This is a genomic window from Paenibacillus alginolyticus DSM 5050 = NBRC 15375 (assembly GCF_000422905.1).
GTDB classification, from domain to species: Bacteria; Bacillota; Bacilli; order Paenibacillales; family NBRC-103111; genus Paenibacillus_E; species Paenibacillus_E alginolyticus.
This window is the reverse complement of sequence record NZ_AUGY01000015.1, coordinates 64,946-83,020: the sequence shown is the minus strand read 5'-3', so window position 1 is coordinate 83,020 and position 18,075 is coordinate 64,946. Positions and strand designations below refer to the sequence as shown.

General features: G+C 44.0%; 15 protein-coding genes and 2 pseudogenes. 4 read left to right on the top strand and 13 right to left on the bottom strand.

Going from position 1 to position 18,075, the window contains the following annotated elements:
* Window positions 1-13: 13 nt before the first annotated feature.
* Window positions 14-112: pseudogene (locus G519_RS50060) on the top strand (FMN-dependent NADH-azoreductase); the annotation flags it as partial.
* Window positions 113-310: 198 nt separating this feature from the next.
* On the opposite strand, the gene G519_RS0108600 reads toward G519_RS50060, so the two are convergent.
* The 9 genes from G519_RS0108600 to G519_RS42280 all read right to left on the bottom strand — a co-directional run bounded on the left by G519_RS0108600 (window position 311) and on the right by G519_RS42280 (window position 12,839).
* Window positions 311-1,825 carry a malate:quinone oxidoreductase gene (locus G519_RS0108600; protein WP_029194329.1) on the bottom strand — a complete coding sequence of 505 codons (1,515 nt, stop codon included), beginning with the start codon at window positions 1,823-1,825 and terminating at the stop codon, window positions 311-313.
* A 778-nt stretch (window positions 1,826-2,603) separates the two neighbouring features.
* Window positions 2,604-3,371, bottom strand: a complete 768-nt coding sequence (locus tag G519_RS0108595) for a sugar phosphate isomerase/epimerase family protein (protein WP_051253259.1) — start codon at window positions 3,369-3,371, stop codon at window positions 2,604-2,606.
* Between the two features lie 48 nt (window positions 3,372-3,419).
* Entirely contained in the window at window positions 3,420-4,550 is a 1,131-nt protein-coding gene (locus tag G519_RS0108590; RefSeq protein WP_029194327.1) for a Gfo/Idh/MocA family protein, read from the bottom strand.
* Between the two features lie 120 nt (window positions 4,551-4,670).
* A complete protein-coding gene (locus tag G519_RS0108580) occupies window positions 4,671-6,392 on the bottom strand; it encodes an ABC transporter substrate-binding protein (protein WP_036632398.1) in 1,722 nt (573 codons plus the stop codon).
* A gap of 76 nt (window positions 6,393-6,468) precedes the next feature.
* Complete coding sequence (locus G519_RS0108575) at window positions 6,469-7,308, bottom strand: carbohydrate ABC transporter permease (RefSeq protein WP_127527803.1); 840 nt, start codon at window positions 7,306-7,308, stop codon at window positions 6,469-6,471.
* 79 nt (window positions 7,309-7,387) lie between these two features.
* Window positions 7,388-8,347, bottom strand: coding sequence for an ABC transporter permease (locus tag G519_RS0108570; RefSeq protein WP_029194324.1), 960 nt, complete (start codon window positions 8,345-8,347; stop codon window positions 7,388-7,390).
* 148 nt (window positions 8,348-8,495) lie between these two features.
* Window positions 8,496-10,046: a response regulator gene (locus G519_RS0108565; protein WP_029194323.1), complete on the bottom strand. Its 1,551-nt coding sequence runs from the start codon at window positions 10,044-10,046 to the stop codon at window positions 8,496-8,498.
* The gene (locus G519_RS0108560; protein ID WP_029194322.1) at window positions 10,039-11,832 is read right to left on the bottom strand and encodes a sensor histidine kinase; all 1,794 of its coding nucleotides are present in this window, start codon (window positions 11,830-11,832) and stop codon (window positions 10,039-10,041) included. The genes G519_RS0108565 and G519_RS0108560 overlap by 8 nt, the downstream gene beginning before the upstream one ends.
* 182 nt (window positions 11,833-12,014) lie before the next feature.
* The gene (locus G519_RS42280) at window positions 12,015-12,839 is read right to left on the bottom strand and encodes a phytanoyl-CoA dioxygenase family protein (RefSeq protein WP_051253257.1); all 825 of its coding nucleotides are present in this window, start codon (window positions 12,837-12,839) and stop codon (window positions 12,015-12,017) included.
* A 160-nt stretch (window positions 12,840-12,999) separates the two neighbouring features.
* Between G519_RS42280 and G519_RS0108550 the strand changes: the two genes are divergently transcribed.
* Window positions 13,000-13,887, top strand: coding sequence for an AraC family transcriptional regulator (locus G519_RS0108550; RefSeq protein ID WP_029194321.1), 888 nt, complete (start codon window positions 13,000-13,002; stop codon window positions 13,885-13,887).
* Between the two features lie 355 nt (window positions 13,888-14,242).
* Window positions 14,243-14,772 (top strand): annotated as a pseudogene (locus tag G519_RS48805) (hypothetical protein).
* A 272-nt stretch (window positions 14,773-15,044) separates the two neighbouring features.
* On the opposite strand, the gene G519_RS52055 reads toward G519_RS48805, so the two are convergent.
* Window positions 15,045-15,140 carry a sporulation protein YjcZ gene (locus G519_RS52055; RefSeq protein WP_127527793.1) on the bottom strand — a complete coding sequence of 32 codons (96 nt, stop codon included), beginning with the start codon at window positions 15,138-15,140 and terminating at the stop codon, window positions 15,045-15,047.
* Window positions 15,141-15,354: 214 nt separating this feature from the next.
* Window positions 15,355-15,477, bottom strand: coding sequence for a sporulation protein YjcZ (yjcZ, locus tag G519_RS48800; RefSeq protein ID WP_084160079.1), 123 nt, complete (start codon window positions 15,475-15,477; stop codon window positions 15,355-15,357).
* Between the two features lie 344 nt (window positions 15,478-15,821).
* Here yjcZ and G519_RS0108530 point away from each other — a divergent pair, with 344 nt between their 5' ends.
* Window positions 15,822-16,190 (top strand): alpha-amylase family protein, encoded by a 369-nt coding sequence (locus G519_RS0108530; protein ID WP_029194319.1) that lies wholly within the window; start codon window positions 15,822-15,824, stop codon window positions 16,188-16,190.
* A 787-nt stretch (window positions 16,191-16,977) separates the two neighbouring features.
* Here the strand turns inward: G519_RS0108530 and G519_RS42275 are convergent.
* On the bottom strand, window positions 16,978-17,568 hold the full coding sequence (locus G519_RS42275; protein ID WP_051253256.1) for an ATP-binding cassette domain-containing protein: 591 nt from the start codon (window positions 17,566-17,568) through the stop codon (window positions 16,978-16,980).
* A complete protein-coding gene (locus G519_RS0108520) occupies window positions 17,543-17,932 on the bottom strand; it encodes a GntR family transcriptional regulator (protein WP_029194318.1) in 390 nt (129 codons plus the stop codon). The genes G519_RS42275 and G519_RS0108520 overlap by 26 nt, the downstream gene beginning before the upstream one ends.
* Window positions 17,933-18,075: the final 143 nt, after the last annotated feature.

Below are 18,075 nucleotides of genomic sequence, written 5' to 3'. Positions count from 1 at the left end.
GTGGGAGACGGGAATGAGAAAGGTATTATTCGTAAAGGCTAATAATCGTCCAGTAGAACAAACAGCAAGTGTTAAATTGTATGAAGCGTGTTACTATTCTGAGGGAGAGGCAGCTTCATTGGAAATGGCAGTCAATTTTAAGACGCTATTCAACTGGCTGTTGAAATGGCTAAAACCTTTTAAGTACGTGGATTGCAGCGGCTATTGTAGTCGTAACGGATGTCTTTCTTGAATACTAAAAAAGTGACCCTCAGCAACGGGCCGAGGGTCTAAACTTATATAAAATGTTTTCAAATCAAAACTTTAATATTTATGATACGGTTTGGCGTGTTATCTGTAACGGCAAGTTTTCGCTTAGACCTAGCGTCCGCGCTGTTGAAGTATGGATTTCTTGGATGAGCTCTGGGTTTTTCAATAGTGACACGCCATAAGAAGGAATCATTTCTTTTATTTTAGGTTCCCATGCTTTCATTTGTTGCGGGAAACATTTTTTAATTAACTCAAGCATGACGGAAACGGCGGTAGAAGCACCTGGAGAAGCGCCGAGCAATGCAGCTATCGAGCCATCTGCGGCACTAATAACTTCCGTACCAAATTGCAGTGTTCCTTTGCCAGCTTCCGTATCTTTGATAACTTGCACACGTTGGCCCGCTACTACTAAATCCCAATCCTCGCTTTTGGCGTTCGGGATAAACTCTCGCAACTCTTCCATGCGCTTTTCTTTCGATAACATAACTTGCTCGATCAGGTATTTTGTCAATGACATGTTTTTTGCACCTGCGGACAACATCGTTACGAGATTATCCGGTTTTACGGAAGTTACCAAATCAAAAATTGAACCGGTTTTTAAAAACTTTGGTGAGAAGCCGGCAAACGGTCCAAATAGCAACGATTTTTTATTGTCGATGAATCTTGTGTCAAGATGCGGAACCGACATGGGAGGAGCTCCAACCTTAGCTTTTCCGTATACTTTTGCATGATGCTGCGCGACAACATCCGGATTATTACACACCATAAATATTCCGCTTACCGGGAATCCGCCAATATGTTTTCCTTCGGGAATACCGGATTTTTGCAGCAAATGAAGGCTGCCTCCCCCGCCACCGATAAAGACGAATTTTGCAGTATGGCGTTCGACGTTACCGCTGTCGTTTCTTACTTTCAATTCCCACAATCCGTCTCTAGTACGTTTAATATTATCAACGCTATGTTTGTAATTAATATCGACGTTTTTACTCTTTAAGTGGTCAAACAAAATACGCGTCAAAGCACCAAAATTGACATCCGTTCCAGAGTCGATTTTGGTTGCTGCTATGGGTTCATTCGATGGACGATCTTGTATAATAAGTGGAATCCATTCCATCAGCTTTTGAGGTTCATCGGAAAATTCCATTCCTTGAAACAAAGGATTATTCGACATCGCTTCAAAACGTTTCTTTAAAAACGTTACATCTTGTTCCCCTTGCACCAAACTCATATGAGGCAATGGAATGATAAAGTCCTGTGGATTACGTATCAGCTTGCTTTCTACAAGATAAGACCAAAACTGCATGGAAAGCTGAAACTGTTCATTAATTTTAATAGCTTTGCTGATATCTATAGACCCGTCTGGATTTTCGACAGTGTAGTTAAGTTCGCACAGTGCCGCATGCCCTGTTCCTGCATTATTCCATTCGTTAGAGCTTTCTTCCCCTGCATTTTCAAGCTTCTCAAACACTGTAATTTCCCATTCCGGAACTAATTCTTTCAAAAGTGTCCCTAAAGTTGCACTCATGATTCCTGCACCAATTAAGATGACGTCTGTTTTAGTTTCTCTGCTGCTCATTTTTACCATCCTTATACCCTAAAATTTGCAGAAAGGTTATAGGCGCTCCTGCTTTTGCACTACAGCAAGCCAGAGTTCGACCTAGTCATACACCTTTTCTGATCATTATAACCCTATGATTAAAATATTTATTTACTATTATATGATAGTTATAAGCTATACGACAAGAAGTGCGGTGAAGAAACCTTACCGGATAATACCAATAGTGTGCAAATTAATTTCGATAGAGCTTAATAGGACGATGAATAACAGTCAATTTCTATGATCACTCTTTTATTTTAACATATATTTATCCTAAACTAACCTGCCATTTAATTGAACTAAATTTGCCTAGAAGCTGCCATTCTTCTTTGAATAAAAGCCAACTGACAAAAGTAGTGTTTTTTCATCAAAGGATTCGACAAAGCTTAAATTGAATACATATCGTATGCATATACTAAGCTGACAAGAAAGGTCGTGGCTTCTGTGTACTCACACGAAGATTTAATTTCAATTCGACTAGGGATCATGCTTATTGTGGTTCCAATTCTGGGCGTAGCATCCCTTTATTTGCTTAGATAAGTTTTTAAAAAGTAATTGATATCAATGCATCAAACCCTAAAATAAATTCAACTTCTGTAACAGATAATATCCATGTCAACTGTCACTATGGATCTTCTACCTGCATAAAAAATGGCTGACGATTAACGTCAGCCATTTTACTTAACTCTAACCAGAGGACGCTATTTTTCAGCGCCTCTTAATTTGTAGCGATATCATCATAGCGCAGCTGAATGACTTACTTATCATTATCGATGATGAGGCCTAAATGATGCAAATTCCTGTAGCTGATCGCTAAGCTTTCGAACGGATCTCGGCGGCTTTGATCCTGCTCCACGACAAGCCACTGAGTCCCAATTGCTTCCGCCACTCTCGATATCTTCGTGAAATCCAGAATACCTTCGCCGATCTCCGCAAAAAATTGCTCTTCGCCTGCTTCCATGTCTTTAATATGAAGCAGCGGACAACGATTCTGAAGCTTGCTTAAGTAGACAGCCGGATCTTCCCCGCCGCGTTTGATCCAGTATGTATCCATTTCCATCTTAACGAGTTCTGGATCCGTTTCACGCAGCAGAATGTCCAAAATCGTTTCGCCATCGATGCGTTTGAACTCCCAATCATGATTATGATAGAGGAACTGCTTTCCCCGTCTATGAAAAGCCTCACCGATTCGATTCATCTGCCGGGACTTATTCAGTACGTCTTCCAAAGTGCCGTCGAACAACATAGAAACCGTGATGTAGCGGCCGCCAACTTCGTCCAGATAATCGGCAATTTGTTCCGTATCGATATCGAAGCTGTTGAAACCACCCCACGTGTTAATCACCTGCAGCCCGAGCCGATCCAGAAGCGCTTTCTGCTCGGCGATCTTCATGCCTTCCGGAGGCATACCGATCTCAATGCCTTGATAACCTATAGCAGCCACACGTTCCAGAGACCCTGCATAATCTTCGACTAATTGTTTTTGAATCGTATAAGGCTGAAAAGCAATCGGAAACTTTGGCACGGTCATCGATCCTTTCAAATGGGTATTATATAAATCGATTAAGTGAAATTACGAGTCCAACTGGTTGAATTTCAAGCCAAGCGGGAGTGGAGCGGGACGCTCAACATGCGTCTGGAGATGAATATGCCGCTCCTCTGTCGACGCTTCAAAGATAGCAAGAGAAATATCCAGAACATGTTCTGCCAACCGTCCGCTCGCTCTGTTCGCCCGGCCCGACCGGATCGCGTAGGCGATGTCGGCTAAGCCAATTCCTCTGCTGTCTTCCGTAAAACCGTGCGTCAATGGTATCTCCTTTGATTGACCGCTGCGGAATTGAATGATGACAGTCGTGTCTAGACCCGGAACCGGACCGAAGAAATTGGGATCTGGCACCGTCATATTGCCTTCTGTGCCAAAGATTTCAAGTCTCGGTTTGTAGCCGAAGCTTTCCTTGGCGGCTTGAAGACTTGCTACCGCGCCGCTGTGAAAATCGAGCACAGCAGCCACGTTCGTAGGTGCTTCCACTGGAATAGTATCACCATAGCGTGAAGATTTCGGGTTTTGAACCTTGATTTTCGCGTGAAGCTGGTTAGCGGAACCTGTGACTCTCCGAACGGGACCGAGCAAGTTAATTAATGCTGTTAAATAATAAGGTCCCATGTCCATCATTGGATCTCCGCCAAGCTTGAGGAAATTTTGAAAATTAGGATGCATCCCGTCTCCGGCACTCCCCATAATAATCGTTGCGTTAGCACCATAAGGCGTGCCGATCCAGCCGTCATCGATAAGCTTCCTGCATGTTTGCAAACTCGCACCCATGAAGGTATCTGGAGCGCAACCGACCAAAAGTCCCTTAGATTCGGCAAGTGCCAACACTTCTTGGGCTTCTTCACGCCTCAGGGCAAAAGGCTTTTCCGTATAAATATGCTTACCGGCATGGAGGGCCCTCATGTTTATCTCGGCATGCGCAGCGGGAGCGGTTAAATTGAGCACGACGTCAATGTCCTGATTCGCTAGTAACTCTTCAACCGTACAATAAGTAGGAACGCTGAATTCTTCCGCCCGTTTACGCGCAAGCTCAGGCATTAGATCTGCACATGCGATTACTTCAAGAATATGATTGAACACTTGCGTACAGTTTTTCAAGTAAATACTGCTGATCATCCCACATCCTACGACACCTACTTTCACCTTCTCCATAACACTCACCCATTCCATTTAGAATAGTTTTCTGCTGCTTGCGATCCATTACAACTGACGCCAATATGAACAATCAAAATGTTGAAGCGGAGCGCCATAAAGGTACTCCGCATTAAAATATTAGCTTGTAAACTGCTGAATGCGATCCTGCAGCAATTTGTTAAATTGGTCTTCCATTTTGTGGACGCCGGCTTGCTCGAGTTCTTTCATGAAATTATCCCATATCGAGTCAAATTTGTCCGGCTTGGCCAAAATCGCTTCCGGTATGCGTTTCTTCATTAGGTCCTCAGCCTTCTGGAAGATTAGGGCCGCATCCGTATCCTGCGGAATATTAATTTGCCAAGCTGCTCCATATGGTTTGACCGGGAAATCGGACGGCTGCGGGTACAGGTCCTTCCACATTTTTGCATTATACTTGCTAAGAACTTCTTTATCCGTATTGGAATATGCGTCGATAATTTGCTGTTGGCTCTTAATCGTGTACGTTTGACCAGTCGAATCCTTCACACCGTCTCCATATGTCGGAAACGGGTAAGCGTACACGCCGATACCGGTTTTCTTACCGTATTGTGGATCTTTATTTCGTTGCTCCATCTCTTCCGGTGAGATAACGCGCTTGCCGTTTTCTATTTTGTAGTTGACGCCTTCGATGCCCCAATTGTTCAATATCTGGGCTGGCTCGGTAGCGAGCCAATCTAAGAATTTGATCGCGCGTACTGGATCTTTACAAGTTTTGGAAATACCTATGCCCCAACCGCCCGAATAGCCTGAATCCTGAAAATCATGATACTTAATACTATCGTTCAGCGTCAGCGGATATAGACCGTATGTTTGATCTTCCTTGCCCGCCTTTTTCAAGGCTTGTTCGGCCTGTTGATATTCCCACTTCGCGTCGATCAGACCGAGAACGCGGCCGGACGAAATCTTCGCCTGATATTGGTCATATTTCTGGACGAAGCTTTCAGGATCGAGCAGACCGATATCATTCATATGGTTTAACCATTTGAAATACTCTTTCTCTTCTGGACGGGTAAAGTGGTAAACCGCTTTCTGCGTCTTCGGATCGACGTACCATTCTCCGTCATCCGGACCTCCTGTAGCGAACACCGCGGGGTTTGTGACCGAGATGAGAATACGCCAGTCGTCCGCGAGGAGTGAAAGGCCAATGGTCGGCTGACCGTCAACTGTTGGATGCTTGTCTTTATACGTTTTAATCGCGTTCTCAAAATCCTGGATGGTGCGCAGCTTTGGATATCCAAGCTCTTTCACCACACCATGCTGCAGCTCAAAGCCTGTCGCTGGCTCCCATTGCTGCTGCCCCACACCATAAGCGCCAAGTGTATAAATTGCTTTATCATCTTTGTTCCATCTCAAGCGTTTCATGTAGTCGCCGTACAGCTTCTTCAGATTCGGCGCATATTTATCGATTAGAGGCGCGAGGTCGATGAAGCCCCCGGCATTTACGATAAGATTGGAATCGCCTTTCGCATAAATAAAGTCAGGATAATCGTTGCTAGCTGCCATCAAAGAGACTTTCTGCTTCGCATCGCCAACCGGATAGTCGATCTTGAGCGAAACGCCCGTAAGTTCAGTAATTTTCTTCCCGACAGGACTTTGCATGTTCTCGTAGTTCTGATTGATGTCTTCGCTGAACATCGTAAACGTTATTGGCTTAATATCGTCTTTTTTACTGTCGGTTCCCTTGTTGTCAGTCGTTGCTGCCGGTTTAGATGTGTTACCGTCTGCTGCCGGCTGCGTCGTGTTTGTACATGCCGTCATCAGTAGGAGCAGCGTTGCCGCTGACAACATAACGGCTCGCTTCATCTTTTTGGAATTCGCCATTTCGGATTACCCTCCAGAATTTTTATATTGTAACAACAGATGCACCCTGTTATCACCGATAGGAAGCTTACTTTGTCTAACTCTTAACCGCGCCTAGCGTCAGCCCTTTGACGAAATATTTCTGTAAGAACGGATATACGATTACAATCGGTGCAGCTGCCACGATCGTAATGGCCATCCGAATCGATTCCGGCGAGACGCGAGTCGCTTGCTCGGCGTTGCCTGTGCGGAAGATGTCTTGACTAGAGGACCCGGCGTTCGTATTTGCCAATATTTTCATTAACTCGTACTGAAGTGTACTCAAGTAATCGCTATTACTGTTGTACAGGAACGTATCGAACCACGAATTCCATTGACCTACGGCTACAAACAATGCAATCGTGGCGAGAACGGGCTTGCAGAGCGGCAATATGATTTTGAAAAAAATCGTAGCATCGTTGGCTCCGTCAATCTTTGCCGACTCCTGTAAGGAAACCGGAAGCCCTTCGATATATGAGCGTATGACGAAGATGTTCCAAGCGTTGACTAGACTAGGCAGAATGTACACCCAAAATGACTTCGTCAAATGAAGGTCGCGCATTAGCATGTAAACAGGAATTAGGCCGCCTGATACATACAGCGTTAGGACGAACATAAGCGAGAATATTTTGCGTGCAATAAAATCTTTCCTGCTCAACACGTAAGCGACCATCGCAGCAGAGAACACACCCATACCTGTACCGATAACCGAACGCAGCACCGAGTTACGAGCTGCTACCAGCAAATTATGGTATTGAAAAATTTCTTTATAATTTTGGATCGTAAGTACGCGAGGCCATATATAGATACCTCCTCGCACCGAATCTGTAGCATCGTTAAATGATATCGCAAGCACGTTCAAGAAAGGATACAACGTGACGATGCCGACGATAAGCATGAACACATATAAGAAAATCGTAAACGGCAAACCGGAAAATTTTGATCGTATGCTGACGTACACGGTAGTAACCTCCTTTCTAAATCACACTCTCGTTCGTCCAACGTTTGAAAATCCGGTTCGCACTGAACAGCAGAACAATACTTACTAGCGAGTTAAACATCCCTACGGCCGTACCGTAAGAAAACCTACCTAGATTAATACCGTAATTCAGAACGTACAGATCCAGCACCTCGGAATAATCTTTGACGATCGAATTGCCGAGCAAAAACTGCTTCTCAAATCCGATACTCATCAGCCACCCGATGGACAAGATCATCATGATCATAATCGTCGGACGAATACCAGGCAGTGTAATGTGCCAAATTCGTCGGAACCGACCGGCTCCGTCCATTGTGGCCGCTTCGTATAACTCGGGATCAATACCGGAGATAGCTGCTAAATAAATGATGGAGTTCCAGCCTGTTTCCTTCCACATATCCGATACGGTCACGATCCCCCAAAACCATTTCCCCTGCGCCATGAATTGAATCGGCTTATCGATCACATGCAGTGTCAACAGCAGTTGGTTAACAATCCCTCCGTCCGTGGATAGCATCTTGGAGACAAGTCCTGCAACGATGACCCACGATACAAAATGGGGCAAATACGAGATTGTTTGCATCGTACGCTTAATCGACATTACGCGAACTTCATTGAGTAGAATTGCAAACAGGATGGGTACGGTATACCCTACGATTAAACTAAGGAAGCTCATAGCCAGCGTATTACGCAGAACGAGATAAAAGTGCGGCTCATGAAACAAGGTAACGAAGTTATCGAACCCAACCCACGTTTGCTCGCTGAACGACTTACCCGGTTTATATTTCTGAAACGCCATCGTCCAACCCCAAATCGGGATGTAGTGGAAAATGATCAACCAGATCACAAACGGGACGGACATTAAAAATAGAAACCGCTGTTCGATGATCTTGCTCCATGTCGACCTTCTCTTGATGAGACTAACCGGTGTTGCCAGTGTTTGAGTCGATTGTTGCATGAGGATATTGCCCCCCTTCCAACTAAATGTAAGCACTTACAACACCTATATTAAAGGAAGTTAAAGCTTACAACTACATGAGAACTTAGATATGTTTCTCATATAAAAATTAGAGGTGGAGATCAGCTCTCCACCTCTAATTAGCTGATTAGAGCGCTTTTCCTTTCTCCCGATAGGACGAAGGCGAAACGCCGACCGATTTCTTGAATTTGAGATGAAAGTAGTCAACGTTTGCGTACCCAACAATCTCAGCCACCTCGTATACCTTGCTGCCGTTTATGAGCAGTCGTTTGGCCTCCTGCATTCGAATATCGTCCAAATACGCATTAAATGACATTCCCGTCTGGGACTTGAATAACTTTCCGAGGTAGGAGCTATTGTAATTAAACAGCTGAGCCAGAAACTCCAGCTTAATATCCTCTCTATAATGAGCGGAAATGAAGTCGAGAATGGGTTGAAACGAATCGTTCGTTTTCTCCTTTTTCCACGCCTCGCAGCAGGCATGCAAACAACCTTCCAAATAAGAAACAAGCCTCTCCAGTGAATATTGAGCGTCAATCCCAGATATCTTCTCCGTCATTTCTGCTGAAGTAGGCTTCTCCTGCCCATGCTTCATCGCCAAAGCATGCATCGCATCGACATATAAAGCGGAGAAAGCAGCCTTTATTTGATTTTCCGACCAGTCTTGACGAAGGAGTAATGCACCTGCTGTACGAAGAAGCTGCGAAATCATCTGTTTATTGCCAGCCTCGATCCCTTTCGCTAATAAATCCCTGATCCGCTCAAAGGAAGCTGCATCTTCTATGGAAGCAGCACATGTATCAAAAGACGTTATGCCGGGCATGACGGCGATTCCGCAACGACTGTTCATAAATTTGTTCTTGATCAAAAATCTGGCCTGATAGTACGAGTCGGCAACCCCCTCTATTTCCACAGCAGCAGATCCAACGGCCAAAACAAGCTCGACACCGAACCGATCTTTAGCCTGCGGAATCCAATCATAGCCATTTACATCGCTATGTTCTTTGTTTGACAGCACGCCTACGTACGTCCCTATGTTAAATGTGATACCTGTTCGTTCCGAATCATATGTTTCGCGCAATTTAACAATAAGCCATTCCTTCTCCTCAGGCTCCAAATCTCTCCGCTCATCGCTTAACAGAATTACTTGATAATAAGTCCAAGGCAGCCCAAGATGGGTCGTCAGAAGTACCATATCCTCATTCTGGAGGGTTGTTCCAGCCTCCCTTGTCACGACTCTTTGCATGGCCTTCTCCAGCTTTAAGCTACGCAGCTCGTTTAAGCTTTGACGGGAACTCATCTTACGGCTCCAAATTTTGTGAAGCTGCACCACCTTTGCCGATAAATCTTCCTGCTCGATGGGCTTCAGCAGGTAGCTGTTCACCCCTTGTTCGATAGCCCTTTGCGCATAGCCGAACTCCGAGTAACCGCTAAGCACGATGAAGTCGGTTTCACCACCGGCTTTTCGAACCTCTTCTATCATCTGAATGCCATCCATCACAGGCATTTTCACATCGACAATGGCAATATCAGGCTGGAGCTCAATACAAAGCCTAGCTCCATCCGCGCCGTTATCTGCTTCCCCGCATATTTCGATATCAAAAGACAGCCAATCAATAATTGTACGCAGACCTTGGCGAATAATCGGTTCATCGTCGATAATAAGCAGTTTATACATGTGAGGTCCCCCCATTGTCAGGAAAAAGAATTGTGACTTTCGTGCCCTCTCTCAGCTCACTCTCTATTGCGAGGCCGAATTCTGAGCCATAGTACAGTTGAAGTCGTTGATGAACATTGCGTAAGCCAATATGGTGATTCGATTCATCATCAGGCTCGTTAAGTGAGCGCATCAGTTGCTGGAGCTTGTCTATTTCGATGCCGGTCCCGTCGTCCGACACGATCAGTCTCAGGTGATTTCTCCATTTTTCCAGACGAACTGTTACAGTCCCCTTCCCCAACTTGTTCTCGAGACCGTGAATGATGGCATTTTCTACAACAGGTTGAAGGATCATCGGCAGGATAATGCAGTCATATGCCTCTTCCGGCGGCGGTAGCTCATAATCAATTTTATCCCCGAAGCGGAATCTCTGAATTTCCAAATATTTTCTCACTACCACTATTTCATCGGCAAGCGAGACTGGCTCTTGGCCCATCTCCAGATTATGCCGCAGCAGCTGACCCAGCGATTTCACCGTATTTGCGATTTCATTTTCGCCGTTTGTGTGCGCTTTCATTCGTATTGTTTCCAAGACGTTGAACAGAAAATGAGGGTTCACTTGATTGGCCAGCATTTTAAATTTAATTTCCTTTTGTTTGATCACTAACGTGTTTTTCTGAAGATGAGCTTCCTCAACCTCGGACATTAACAATTCAATATTCCTTACCATAAAGTTGAAATGCCTTGCCAACTGCCCGATCTCATCCTTCCCCTCCACCACTGACGTGCTAGAGAAGTCCCCTAATGCTACCCTACGAATATGCCGGCTTAGAATGCCAATTCGCTTGCTGAGCACATTTGAAAAGAAAAAAATCATTCCGATTGAGACAAGTAGGCTTACAAAAATGATAAGAAAGGCAATAACGTTTACTTTTCTTACTTCCGCCGTAATCGTTTCAGTCGGGATGATACTGATAATGCGAAATTGGTTTTTACTGTTATCTGTCGTTACGTTCTTTAAAATAATTTTAGCGTCCTTCCCCTTATACTTCGAATCCACGATATCCGTGCTCGTTTTAGCGCCAAATCCGGTCAAGTCGATATCACTAAGCGTCTTTCCGACTAACGAGAAGTCCTTGGCAGCAATAATATTTTCATCCCCGGTCACGATCAGCGTCTCAAACGGCTCTTGACTTACGGCATCCAGCAAGTATTCAGGATTCACCGTCACGATCAGCATGCCGCAAAACGTCATATTATCGAAAAAGATTTCCCGCACCAAGCTTAAATAACGCATATTCTGATGGGTAACATCCGGAATGTAGAACCATTCGATTTTACCACGATTTCTAAGTCCATCCGTGTACCACTCAGAATTGCGGGTTGCTTGATCCACCTTAAACAACGTCCAGTTATTGAGCAGAGTGTCGTTTCCCGTGTAAAGACGAATGCCCGCTATTTCTTTATACAGCTTAAGAAAAGCATCGAAGTCATTGTAATCTTTATAGGCATGAACCACATCCCAGACGGAGCTATAATTGTTGCTGACGAGAGATTTAATCTTATTATCAAAATAAATCTGGTTTGAAATATCAGTAGGAATCCTCAGCAGCTCCTCGGTTCGTTTCTTGATTTTCTCTGCGTTGTTGACCGATTGCTGGATCGCGTGACCGATCGTAATTTTCTTCAAGGAATTGGACAACAGTAGGCCTACGCTCAAAACCGGTATGAATACGACAAATAGGTAAGAAAGGATGAGTTTCTTGCGGATTTGAATATTGTGAGCGATGTATGAAATGGATTTCATGTCAACCCCCTTTACTTCCTATAACCATTAGTAACTGAGCATTTGCCAAAGACAGCTTGCCTGATACATTATTCGTCCTTGCTTTAGATATTCCTCCAAATACCTTTTATGTCATCTAAAAAACAAAAAAACCGCGATTTACGCGGTGTTCAGTCTGAAATAAGCATGAGAAACTAGTCTGGTCATCGTCTGGCGAGCAATGGAAACATGCCTCCTTGCAGCTTTTCGTCTTGTTTCAGATTCAGCGGATCAGTGATGATATGAGCTTTGCCATTGTAAGTCGTACCATCAGGCATGTAGATGATAGCTAACACGCGTCGCGGTTTGTCAGTTTTGTTGGCGTGCGCATAATGAAAGGTCAGCCCATTATGGAAAGTGCAACTGCCTTTACGGAGCGGAACTTGAACCGGCTTCGTTGTATCAATTGCAGTTCCTTTCGCTTCGTCGAAAATATTTTGAGGGTTCACCAGATCGATGCCTTGTAACTTACCGATCTTTTGCGATCCAGGTACGAACATCATGCAGCCATTCGTTTCGTCCACATCGTCAAGTGGAATCCAGACGGACACCGTTTTCGTCCGGTTCACACCCTCCGACCCAATCTCGTCGTTCATCGGCCAATAGGGAAAATCCTGATGCCAAGGTGTCTCCTTCGAATCCTGTGGCATTTTCCACAGCGCTTGATCATGAAACAGGCGGATTCCACTTGCTTCCGCAAGCTCCAGCGCGACCTTAGCAAGAAGCGGATGTGCGGTATAACGCGCTATTCCCGCATGATCGCGCCAAACGTTAACCTTCTGGTTCAACACACGGTAATAGCTCATATCCGGCGTTGACGTCTTCTGTGATCGGCTGCCCTGCTCGCTCATTGCTTCCTCAATATAGCTAGTCAGCTCCGCAATTTCATCCTTTGTCAGAATGTTATCCACTTGCACGAATCCGTATTCTTTATAGAACTCTTTTTGCTCCGTACTCATAACACGGTTAACCATATCCATATTCTCCATTGTCAGGGCCTCCCTACTAGTTTCAAGATTACTTTAACATGGAAATTATATAGTTAACTTGGTGGATTTTACATTAAACCATGCGGATTTTACTAACTGCGTAATGCAGCGAATATACTGTATACTGAAAACATATTGGATAACATATGGAGGCTAGGCAATGTCCCGCTTAACCAACAATCAATTTCTGGAAAGTCTTGCATTTCCTTTTTTTATGCAAATTTATAAGATTACGAGCGCGATTGACCTTCATTCGCACGAATTTGTTGAGCTTGTATTTGTGCGCAAAGGGCGGGGTCGTCACTCCTATTGCGGCGAGAATTTTGCAATTTCGGAAGGCGATGTATTCGTGATCGAACCAGAAGCAGAGCATGCCTATGACATAGAGCCCAACCATACGCTTGAAGTATACAACGTTCTGTTCCACCCTTCGTTTTTGACAAATGAGATGCGCGCTTTGGCCGAAGTGGAATCATTCGTCGATTTCTACTACATGGAGCCATTCATTCGCAATGCGGTCATGTTCCGAACCCGACTTTCCTTACCGGCGGCGCAACGAACGGAAGCTGACTTTTTACTGCAAAACATGCTTGCCGAGTTTACTGGCAAGAATTCCGGTTATCGCATCCTCCTTCGAACAAAGCTGATCGAATTGCTCGTTTTTTTGAGCCGGGGTTATGCGATAAGAAAAGCAGATGAGTTCGTGGAACAAGGTGACAATGCTGCGCTCATGAAGCGAACATGCGAGTTCATCGCTGCACATTGCGATAAACCACTCACGCTCGATCAAGTCTGCCGTATGTGCGGCCTCGGTAGCACCGCTTTTACAATCAAGTTCAAACACTATACGGGACGCACATTTCTGGAATACCGCAATGAGATGCGTATCCGACTTTCTGAAATGCTCCTCGCCCAAACGAATAGGAAGATCATCAGCATTGCGTTGGAAACGGGCTTCGAGGACATTAGCCATTTCAACCGTACCTTCAAACAATTTACAGGTTTTACGCCAAAAGCGTATCGGCTGCGTAAAAACCAAATTAAGTGACTCCCAGCATAATGTGATTACGACCCATTAATCATTCAAGAAGAGGTGATCAAATTTGCAAAGTAACGTTGGTTTTGCCTTTAGCTCCGGTATTATTTTATTATTTCTTTTATTATCCTTTGCGTTATTTTTAGTGCATATCGTTTTATGCGTATGGGCATATCGAGATAGCCTAAGGAGAGGTAAAAGCAGTGAATTTGCAATAATTATTCTATTAGCAATGTTATTTTTTCCAATCATAGGACTGATTGTTTATTTAATTATTCGTAATGATTAATTAGGAACTAAGATGTAACCATAGGCACCTCACCAACATATATATTAGGATAAAATTAATCCGATATAAGGAGGACTTATGGATATAAGAAATTATGGCTCTCAATCCCTTCATTTCCGAGTCCATCCCGTTCTGGATCAAATCTTAGCCAGTTGGTCGGGACAACCCAAAGATACAACTTACATGCTAATCAAGTAATATGGATTACCAAACGAAGCGAGCGCAAGAAAAATAATATGGTATAATAACGGCCCTTGGAAACGCACTATTGTTCATCTTGATACCGTACCGCATCACTTTCCTACTCTCCATCTAGATTATTTGGGGCAAACGATCGATTACAGAGTACCTCCTGAACGCTTTGACGAGCTTGCTAAATTCGACGGAAGTTTATATCCTGACCGCACAAGCGGTGAAGCCACTGCAAAATGCGACCAGGAAGGAGCGAATTTTATGGCTTTGAATTTAATGAACGATATCGTTGCTCACAAGCTCACCGCAGAACAAAGAAAACATTTCGACTTCATGGTCAATCTTCGCCATATATCGAAGGATTTCTATTTCCTAAACAAAAGCAAACCGCAGACCCTGATGTCAGTTATTTTTAAATGAATTGGAATTTTGTATACCGTTCTAATCTACGTAAAACCCACTCGAACTCTATTCATGAATCCCATTTTTCAGCTCAATGAAACTGTCTTCTTATGAAAAAGGAGAAATTTTTCCAATTAAATGATGAATTGCCTTGTTCTCATGTTGCATGGGTTCGTTTTTTGAAAAGAACAACGAGAAAAAACGGCCCTATATTCGCATCTATGACGCGATAGGCCGTCTTTGTTTCTCTCGTTATTCTTAGTGTTCAATTAAGGAGATACAGGAATTAAATTACAAAAGCTGTTGTGATGATGACTAAAAGAATGAAAAGAACCAAGATAATTGCTACGTTGTGACTCCATCCATAACCTACTCCGCTCATATTTATTCATTCCCTTCCAGTGATTTTTAACTTACAATATAAATATACGCTAAGTACATACTTCTTGATTGGACGTTTGTCACTGGGAGGCAAACGCCTAGGAAAGCTCAACAGCAGCAAGACAACCTTTTTAATGATCAGAAAAAACAGAAAAAACGGCCCGTGTTCGTGAAGTTCGCGAACACGAGCCGTTTTTCTTGTTCGAGTTGTTAAATTAGATTACAAACGCTGTTGTGATGATTACCAAAAGAATAAAAAGAACCAAAACAATTGCTACATTGCGGCTCCATCCATAACCATCACCACAACCTACACCACCATAACCAACTGCTCCCATGTGTACTCATTCCCTTCATTGATTTTTCACTTACGGTATAAATATATGCTCGGTACATATTGCTTGCTTGGACGTATGCCATTAGGAGACAATCGGCGAATGAAAATCTAATATTATCAAAAACATGTATCAATTGAAGGCATGACTACTCTCACTTCCGTTTCGTACTATCGAGAAAATAAGGAATATTGTACGTGAAATAGCTTAAATGTACCTTGCTTGAGACTTCGGAATCCTTATATGATCAGATTTGAGAAAGCGCTATCATTTTTGATAGGAGGTATTCGTTCCGTGCGCTAATTCTTGATTCACACGATGTTATTTTTTAAAAAGGAGATGGATTTATGTTGACATGGTTGAAAAAAGCAAGGTCTATTGTGTTCGCGTTTTTACTTATAATCACCGTACAATCGGGCTTTGGGATTTCAGCGGGACAGGTCGCGAATGCGGCCAATAATGGGTTAGCACTCAAACCCTTAATGGGCTGGAGCAGCTACACCATGCAAGTGTACTCGGGCAATTCCAGTTGGATTACGGCAGCGCAAATTAAAGCACAGTCCGATGCCATGCATACAAGTCTCCAATCGCACGGCTACAATTACATCAATGTAGACGCAGGATGGAACGGCAGCATCGATGGATATGGAAGGCCCGTCCCGAGCAGCACCCTTTACCCAAACGGGATCACTGCGGGGTGTTTACTTTTTCCCTGAAGTTCATGCTGCAGTATTTGAAGGACAAGGGGTATTCTGTCCAAGTTGTACTTGGCTCTCTCAATAAGAAGATTTACCCGAAAAAGTTTCGATCGGGAAGTTGTTGAGCACACGCAACCTGCTGTTGTCATTGGGTATGAAGGTTCATCTGGGGAGTTGGAATGCACTAACCGGCCACATAGAGGAAAACGTCATCGGTTCTGGCCAAATATCTAACGGTTCATCCAACACCCATCTCATAAACGAACTGCCCTACCCTATTCTTGTATATTATTTATAATGACTCATCCTGAGTAAAGAAGCGAGAATCTTCAATTTTATGGACTTAGACAATGTAGGGGCTTTTGTGCATATTTTGTTGACATAAATTTACCAACATAAAAATAAAGAAAGCCTGAATTAATGTCCAAAATATCAAATCGACCGTTTCCTTTCGCAGCAAATCGAGTACCTGAACGCCGTACTCCGCTTCATAGACGCCGTAGCCTTCGTTTTACAAATAAAAGCGAATGACGCCGCGAATCTCCGGATCGTCATCCGCAACGAGAACGAGTATCGTCAAGCCTGACCCCTTCCAGGTTTATTGTGTTTGTAGGCAAACCAGATAATCGCCCACACCGCAACGAGGACGAACGGTAGCCAAAGGAAGCGCAAGCCGTATTCATAGATGAGCGAACCGACTTCCCGCGCGTGATCGCCTGCATAACGTCCGATTATAAAGAACAGGAATGTCCAGACGAAGCCCGCCGTATATGAGAATAAGGCGTAGCGCCTGAACGGCATCCGGTTAACGCCGACCACATATGGCATAACTTCGGATAACTCGTGCGTAGTTAGGATAATGGTTTGACCTTCCTCCACAAAATCCTCCACAATCGCTTGAGCAATCTGCTGTCTCGCGAAAGGATCGATTCCCGAGAAAGGTTCGTCCAGGAACAAATATTTGGCTTGCTTGCCGGCTAAGTGCCAGCAACAACTTCATCTTAGCTCGCGTCCCTTTGGACGCCTCTCGAATCGACGATTCGGGCATTAATTCGAAAAAATCGAGCAAATGACGAGCCTTATTATCGTCCCAGTCCCAATAAATGTCTTTCATATACTGCATGGCATCGGATAATTTCATCCATGGATACCAGACATCCTTGTCGGGAAGGTAAGTCAGTATCCCTCTTGTAGACAAACACGGCGATTTGCCGTCCATAGTAATCTTGCCTCGATCCAGCCGGAGCAGTCCGGCCATCGCTTTGAGCATCGTTGATTTGCCTGCGCCGTTCGTACCCAGCAATCCAACGATTCGCCCCTCCCCGGCGGAGAAGGATATACTGTCCAACGCTTTTTTATTTCCGAACGTCTTAACGACTTGTTCCACTCTGATCATTGAGATTTTCCCCTTTCATATACTTTTTCATCGTATCCAGAATCTCCTCATCCGATTTCCCGAAAGAACGTAACATTTCGATGCTTTGGCTAACCGCAGCGTTCAACGCTTCTTCCCTTAATGCTTCCAAAATTTTCGAATCGCTGGTCATAAAGCTTCCCTGACCTCTTGCCGTTACAATCAATTTCATGTCCTCCATTTCCCTGTAGGCTCTCTGGATCGTATTCGGGTTGACCCCCAGTCTTTTGGCAAGCTCGCGCCGTGAGGGAATTTCCTGACCCGATTGATACGTTCCGTTGATGAACTTTATTTTGATGTCATCGATAATTTGGGTATAAATCGGTTCCTTCTGATTGAATTCCATCGCAGCCTCCACCAATCTCATTCAGTATTACCGTATTAATTAATTAATACAGTAACAACAAACAAATGCGAAGTCAATAGATATTTCAAATGAAAAAATTTAGCTATTTCTTATGTCGAGGACGTTTTTTCCTGTTTGGGGGT

What these genes read in the sequence shown, in the direction of transcription:
- G519_RS0108600 (WP_029194329.1), bottom strand. Translation starts at nt 1,825, where the DNA reads ATGAGCAGCAGAGAAACTAAAACAGACGTCATCTTAATTGGTGCAGGA.
- G519_RS0108590 (WP_029194327.1), bottom strand. Translation starts at nt 4,550, where the DNA reads ATGGAGAAGGTGAAAGTAGGTGTCGTAGGATGTGGGATGATCAGCAGT.
- G519_RS0108580 (WP_036632398.1), bottom strand. Translation starts at nt 6,392, where the DNA reads ATGGCGAATTCCAAAAAGATGAAGCGAGCCGTTATGTTGTCAGCGGCA.
- G519_RS0108575 (WP_127527803.1), bottom strand. Translation starts at nt 7,308, where the DNA reads ATGCTTATCGTCGGCATCGTCACGTTGTATCCTTTCTTGAACGTGCTT.
- G519_RS0108570 (WP_029194324.1), bottom strand. Translation starts at nt 8,347, where the DNA reads ATGCAACAATCGACTCAAACACTGGCAACACCGGTTAGTCTCATCAAG.
- G519_RS0108565 (WP_029194323.1), bottom strand. Translation starts at nt 10,046, where the DNA reads ATGTATAAACTGCTTATTATCGACGATGAACCGATTATTCGCCAAGGT.
- G519_RS0108560 (WP_029194322.1), bottom strand. Translation starts at nt 11,832, where the DNA reads ATGAAATCCATTTCATACATCGCTCACAATATTCAAATCCGCAAGAAA.
- G519_RS42280 (WP_051253257.1), bottom strand. Translation starts at nt 12,839, where the DNA reads ATGGAGAATATGGATATGGTTAACCGTGTTATGAGTACGGAGCAAAAA.
- G519_RS0108550 (WP_029194321.1), top strand. Translation starts at nt 13,000, where the DNA reads ATGTCCCGCTTAACCAACAATCAATTTCTGGAAAGTCTTGCATTTCCT.
- G519_RS52055 (WP_127527793.1), bottom strand. Translation starts at nt 15,140, where the DNA reads ATGAGCGGAGTAGGTTATGGATGGAGTCACAACGTAGCAATTATCTTG.
- yjcZ (WP_084160079.1), bottom strand. Translation starts at nt 15,477, where the DNA reads ATGGGAGCAGTTGGTTATGGTGGTGTAGGTTGTGGTGATGGTTATGGA.
- G519_RS0108530 (WP_029194319.1), top strand. Translation starts at nt 15,822, where the DNA reads ATGTTGACATGGTTGAAAAAAGCAAGGTCTATTGTGTTCGCGTTTTTA.
- G519_RS42275 (WP_051253256.1), bottom strand. Translation starts at nt 17,568, where the DNA reads ATGATCAGAGTGGAACAAGTCGTTAAGACGTTCGGAAATAAAAAAGCG.
- G519_RS0108520 (WP_029194318.1), bottom strand. Translation starts at nt 17,932, where the DNA reads ATGGAATTCAATCAGAAGGAACCGATTTATACCCAAATTATCGATGAC.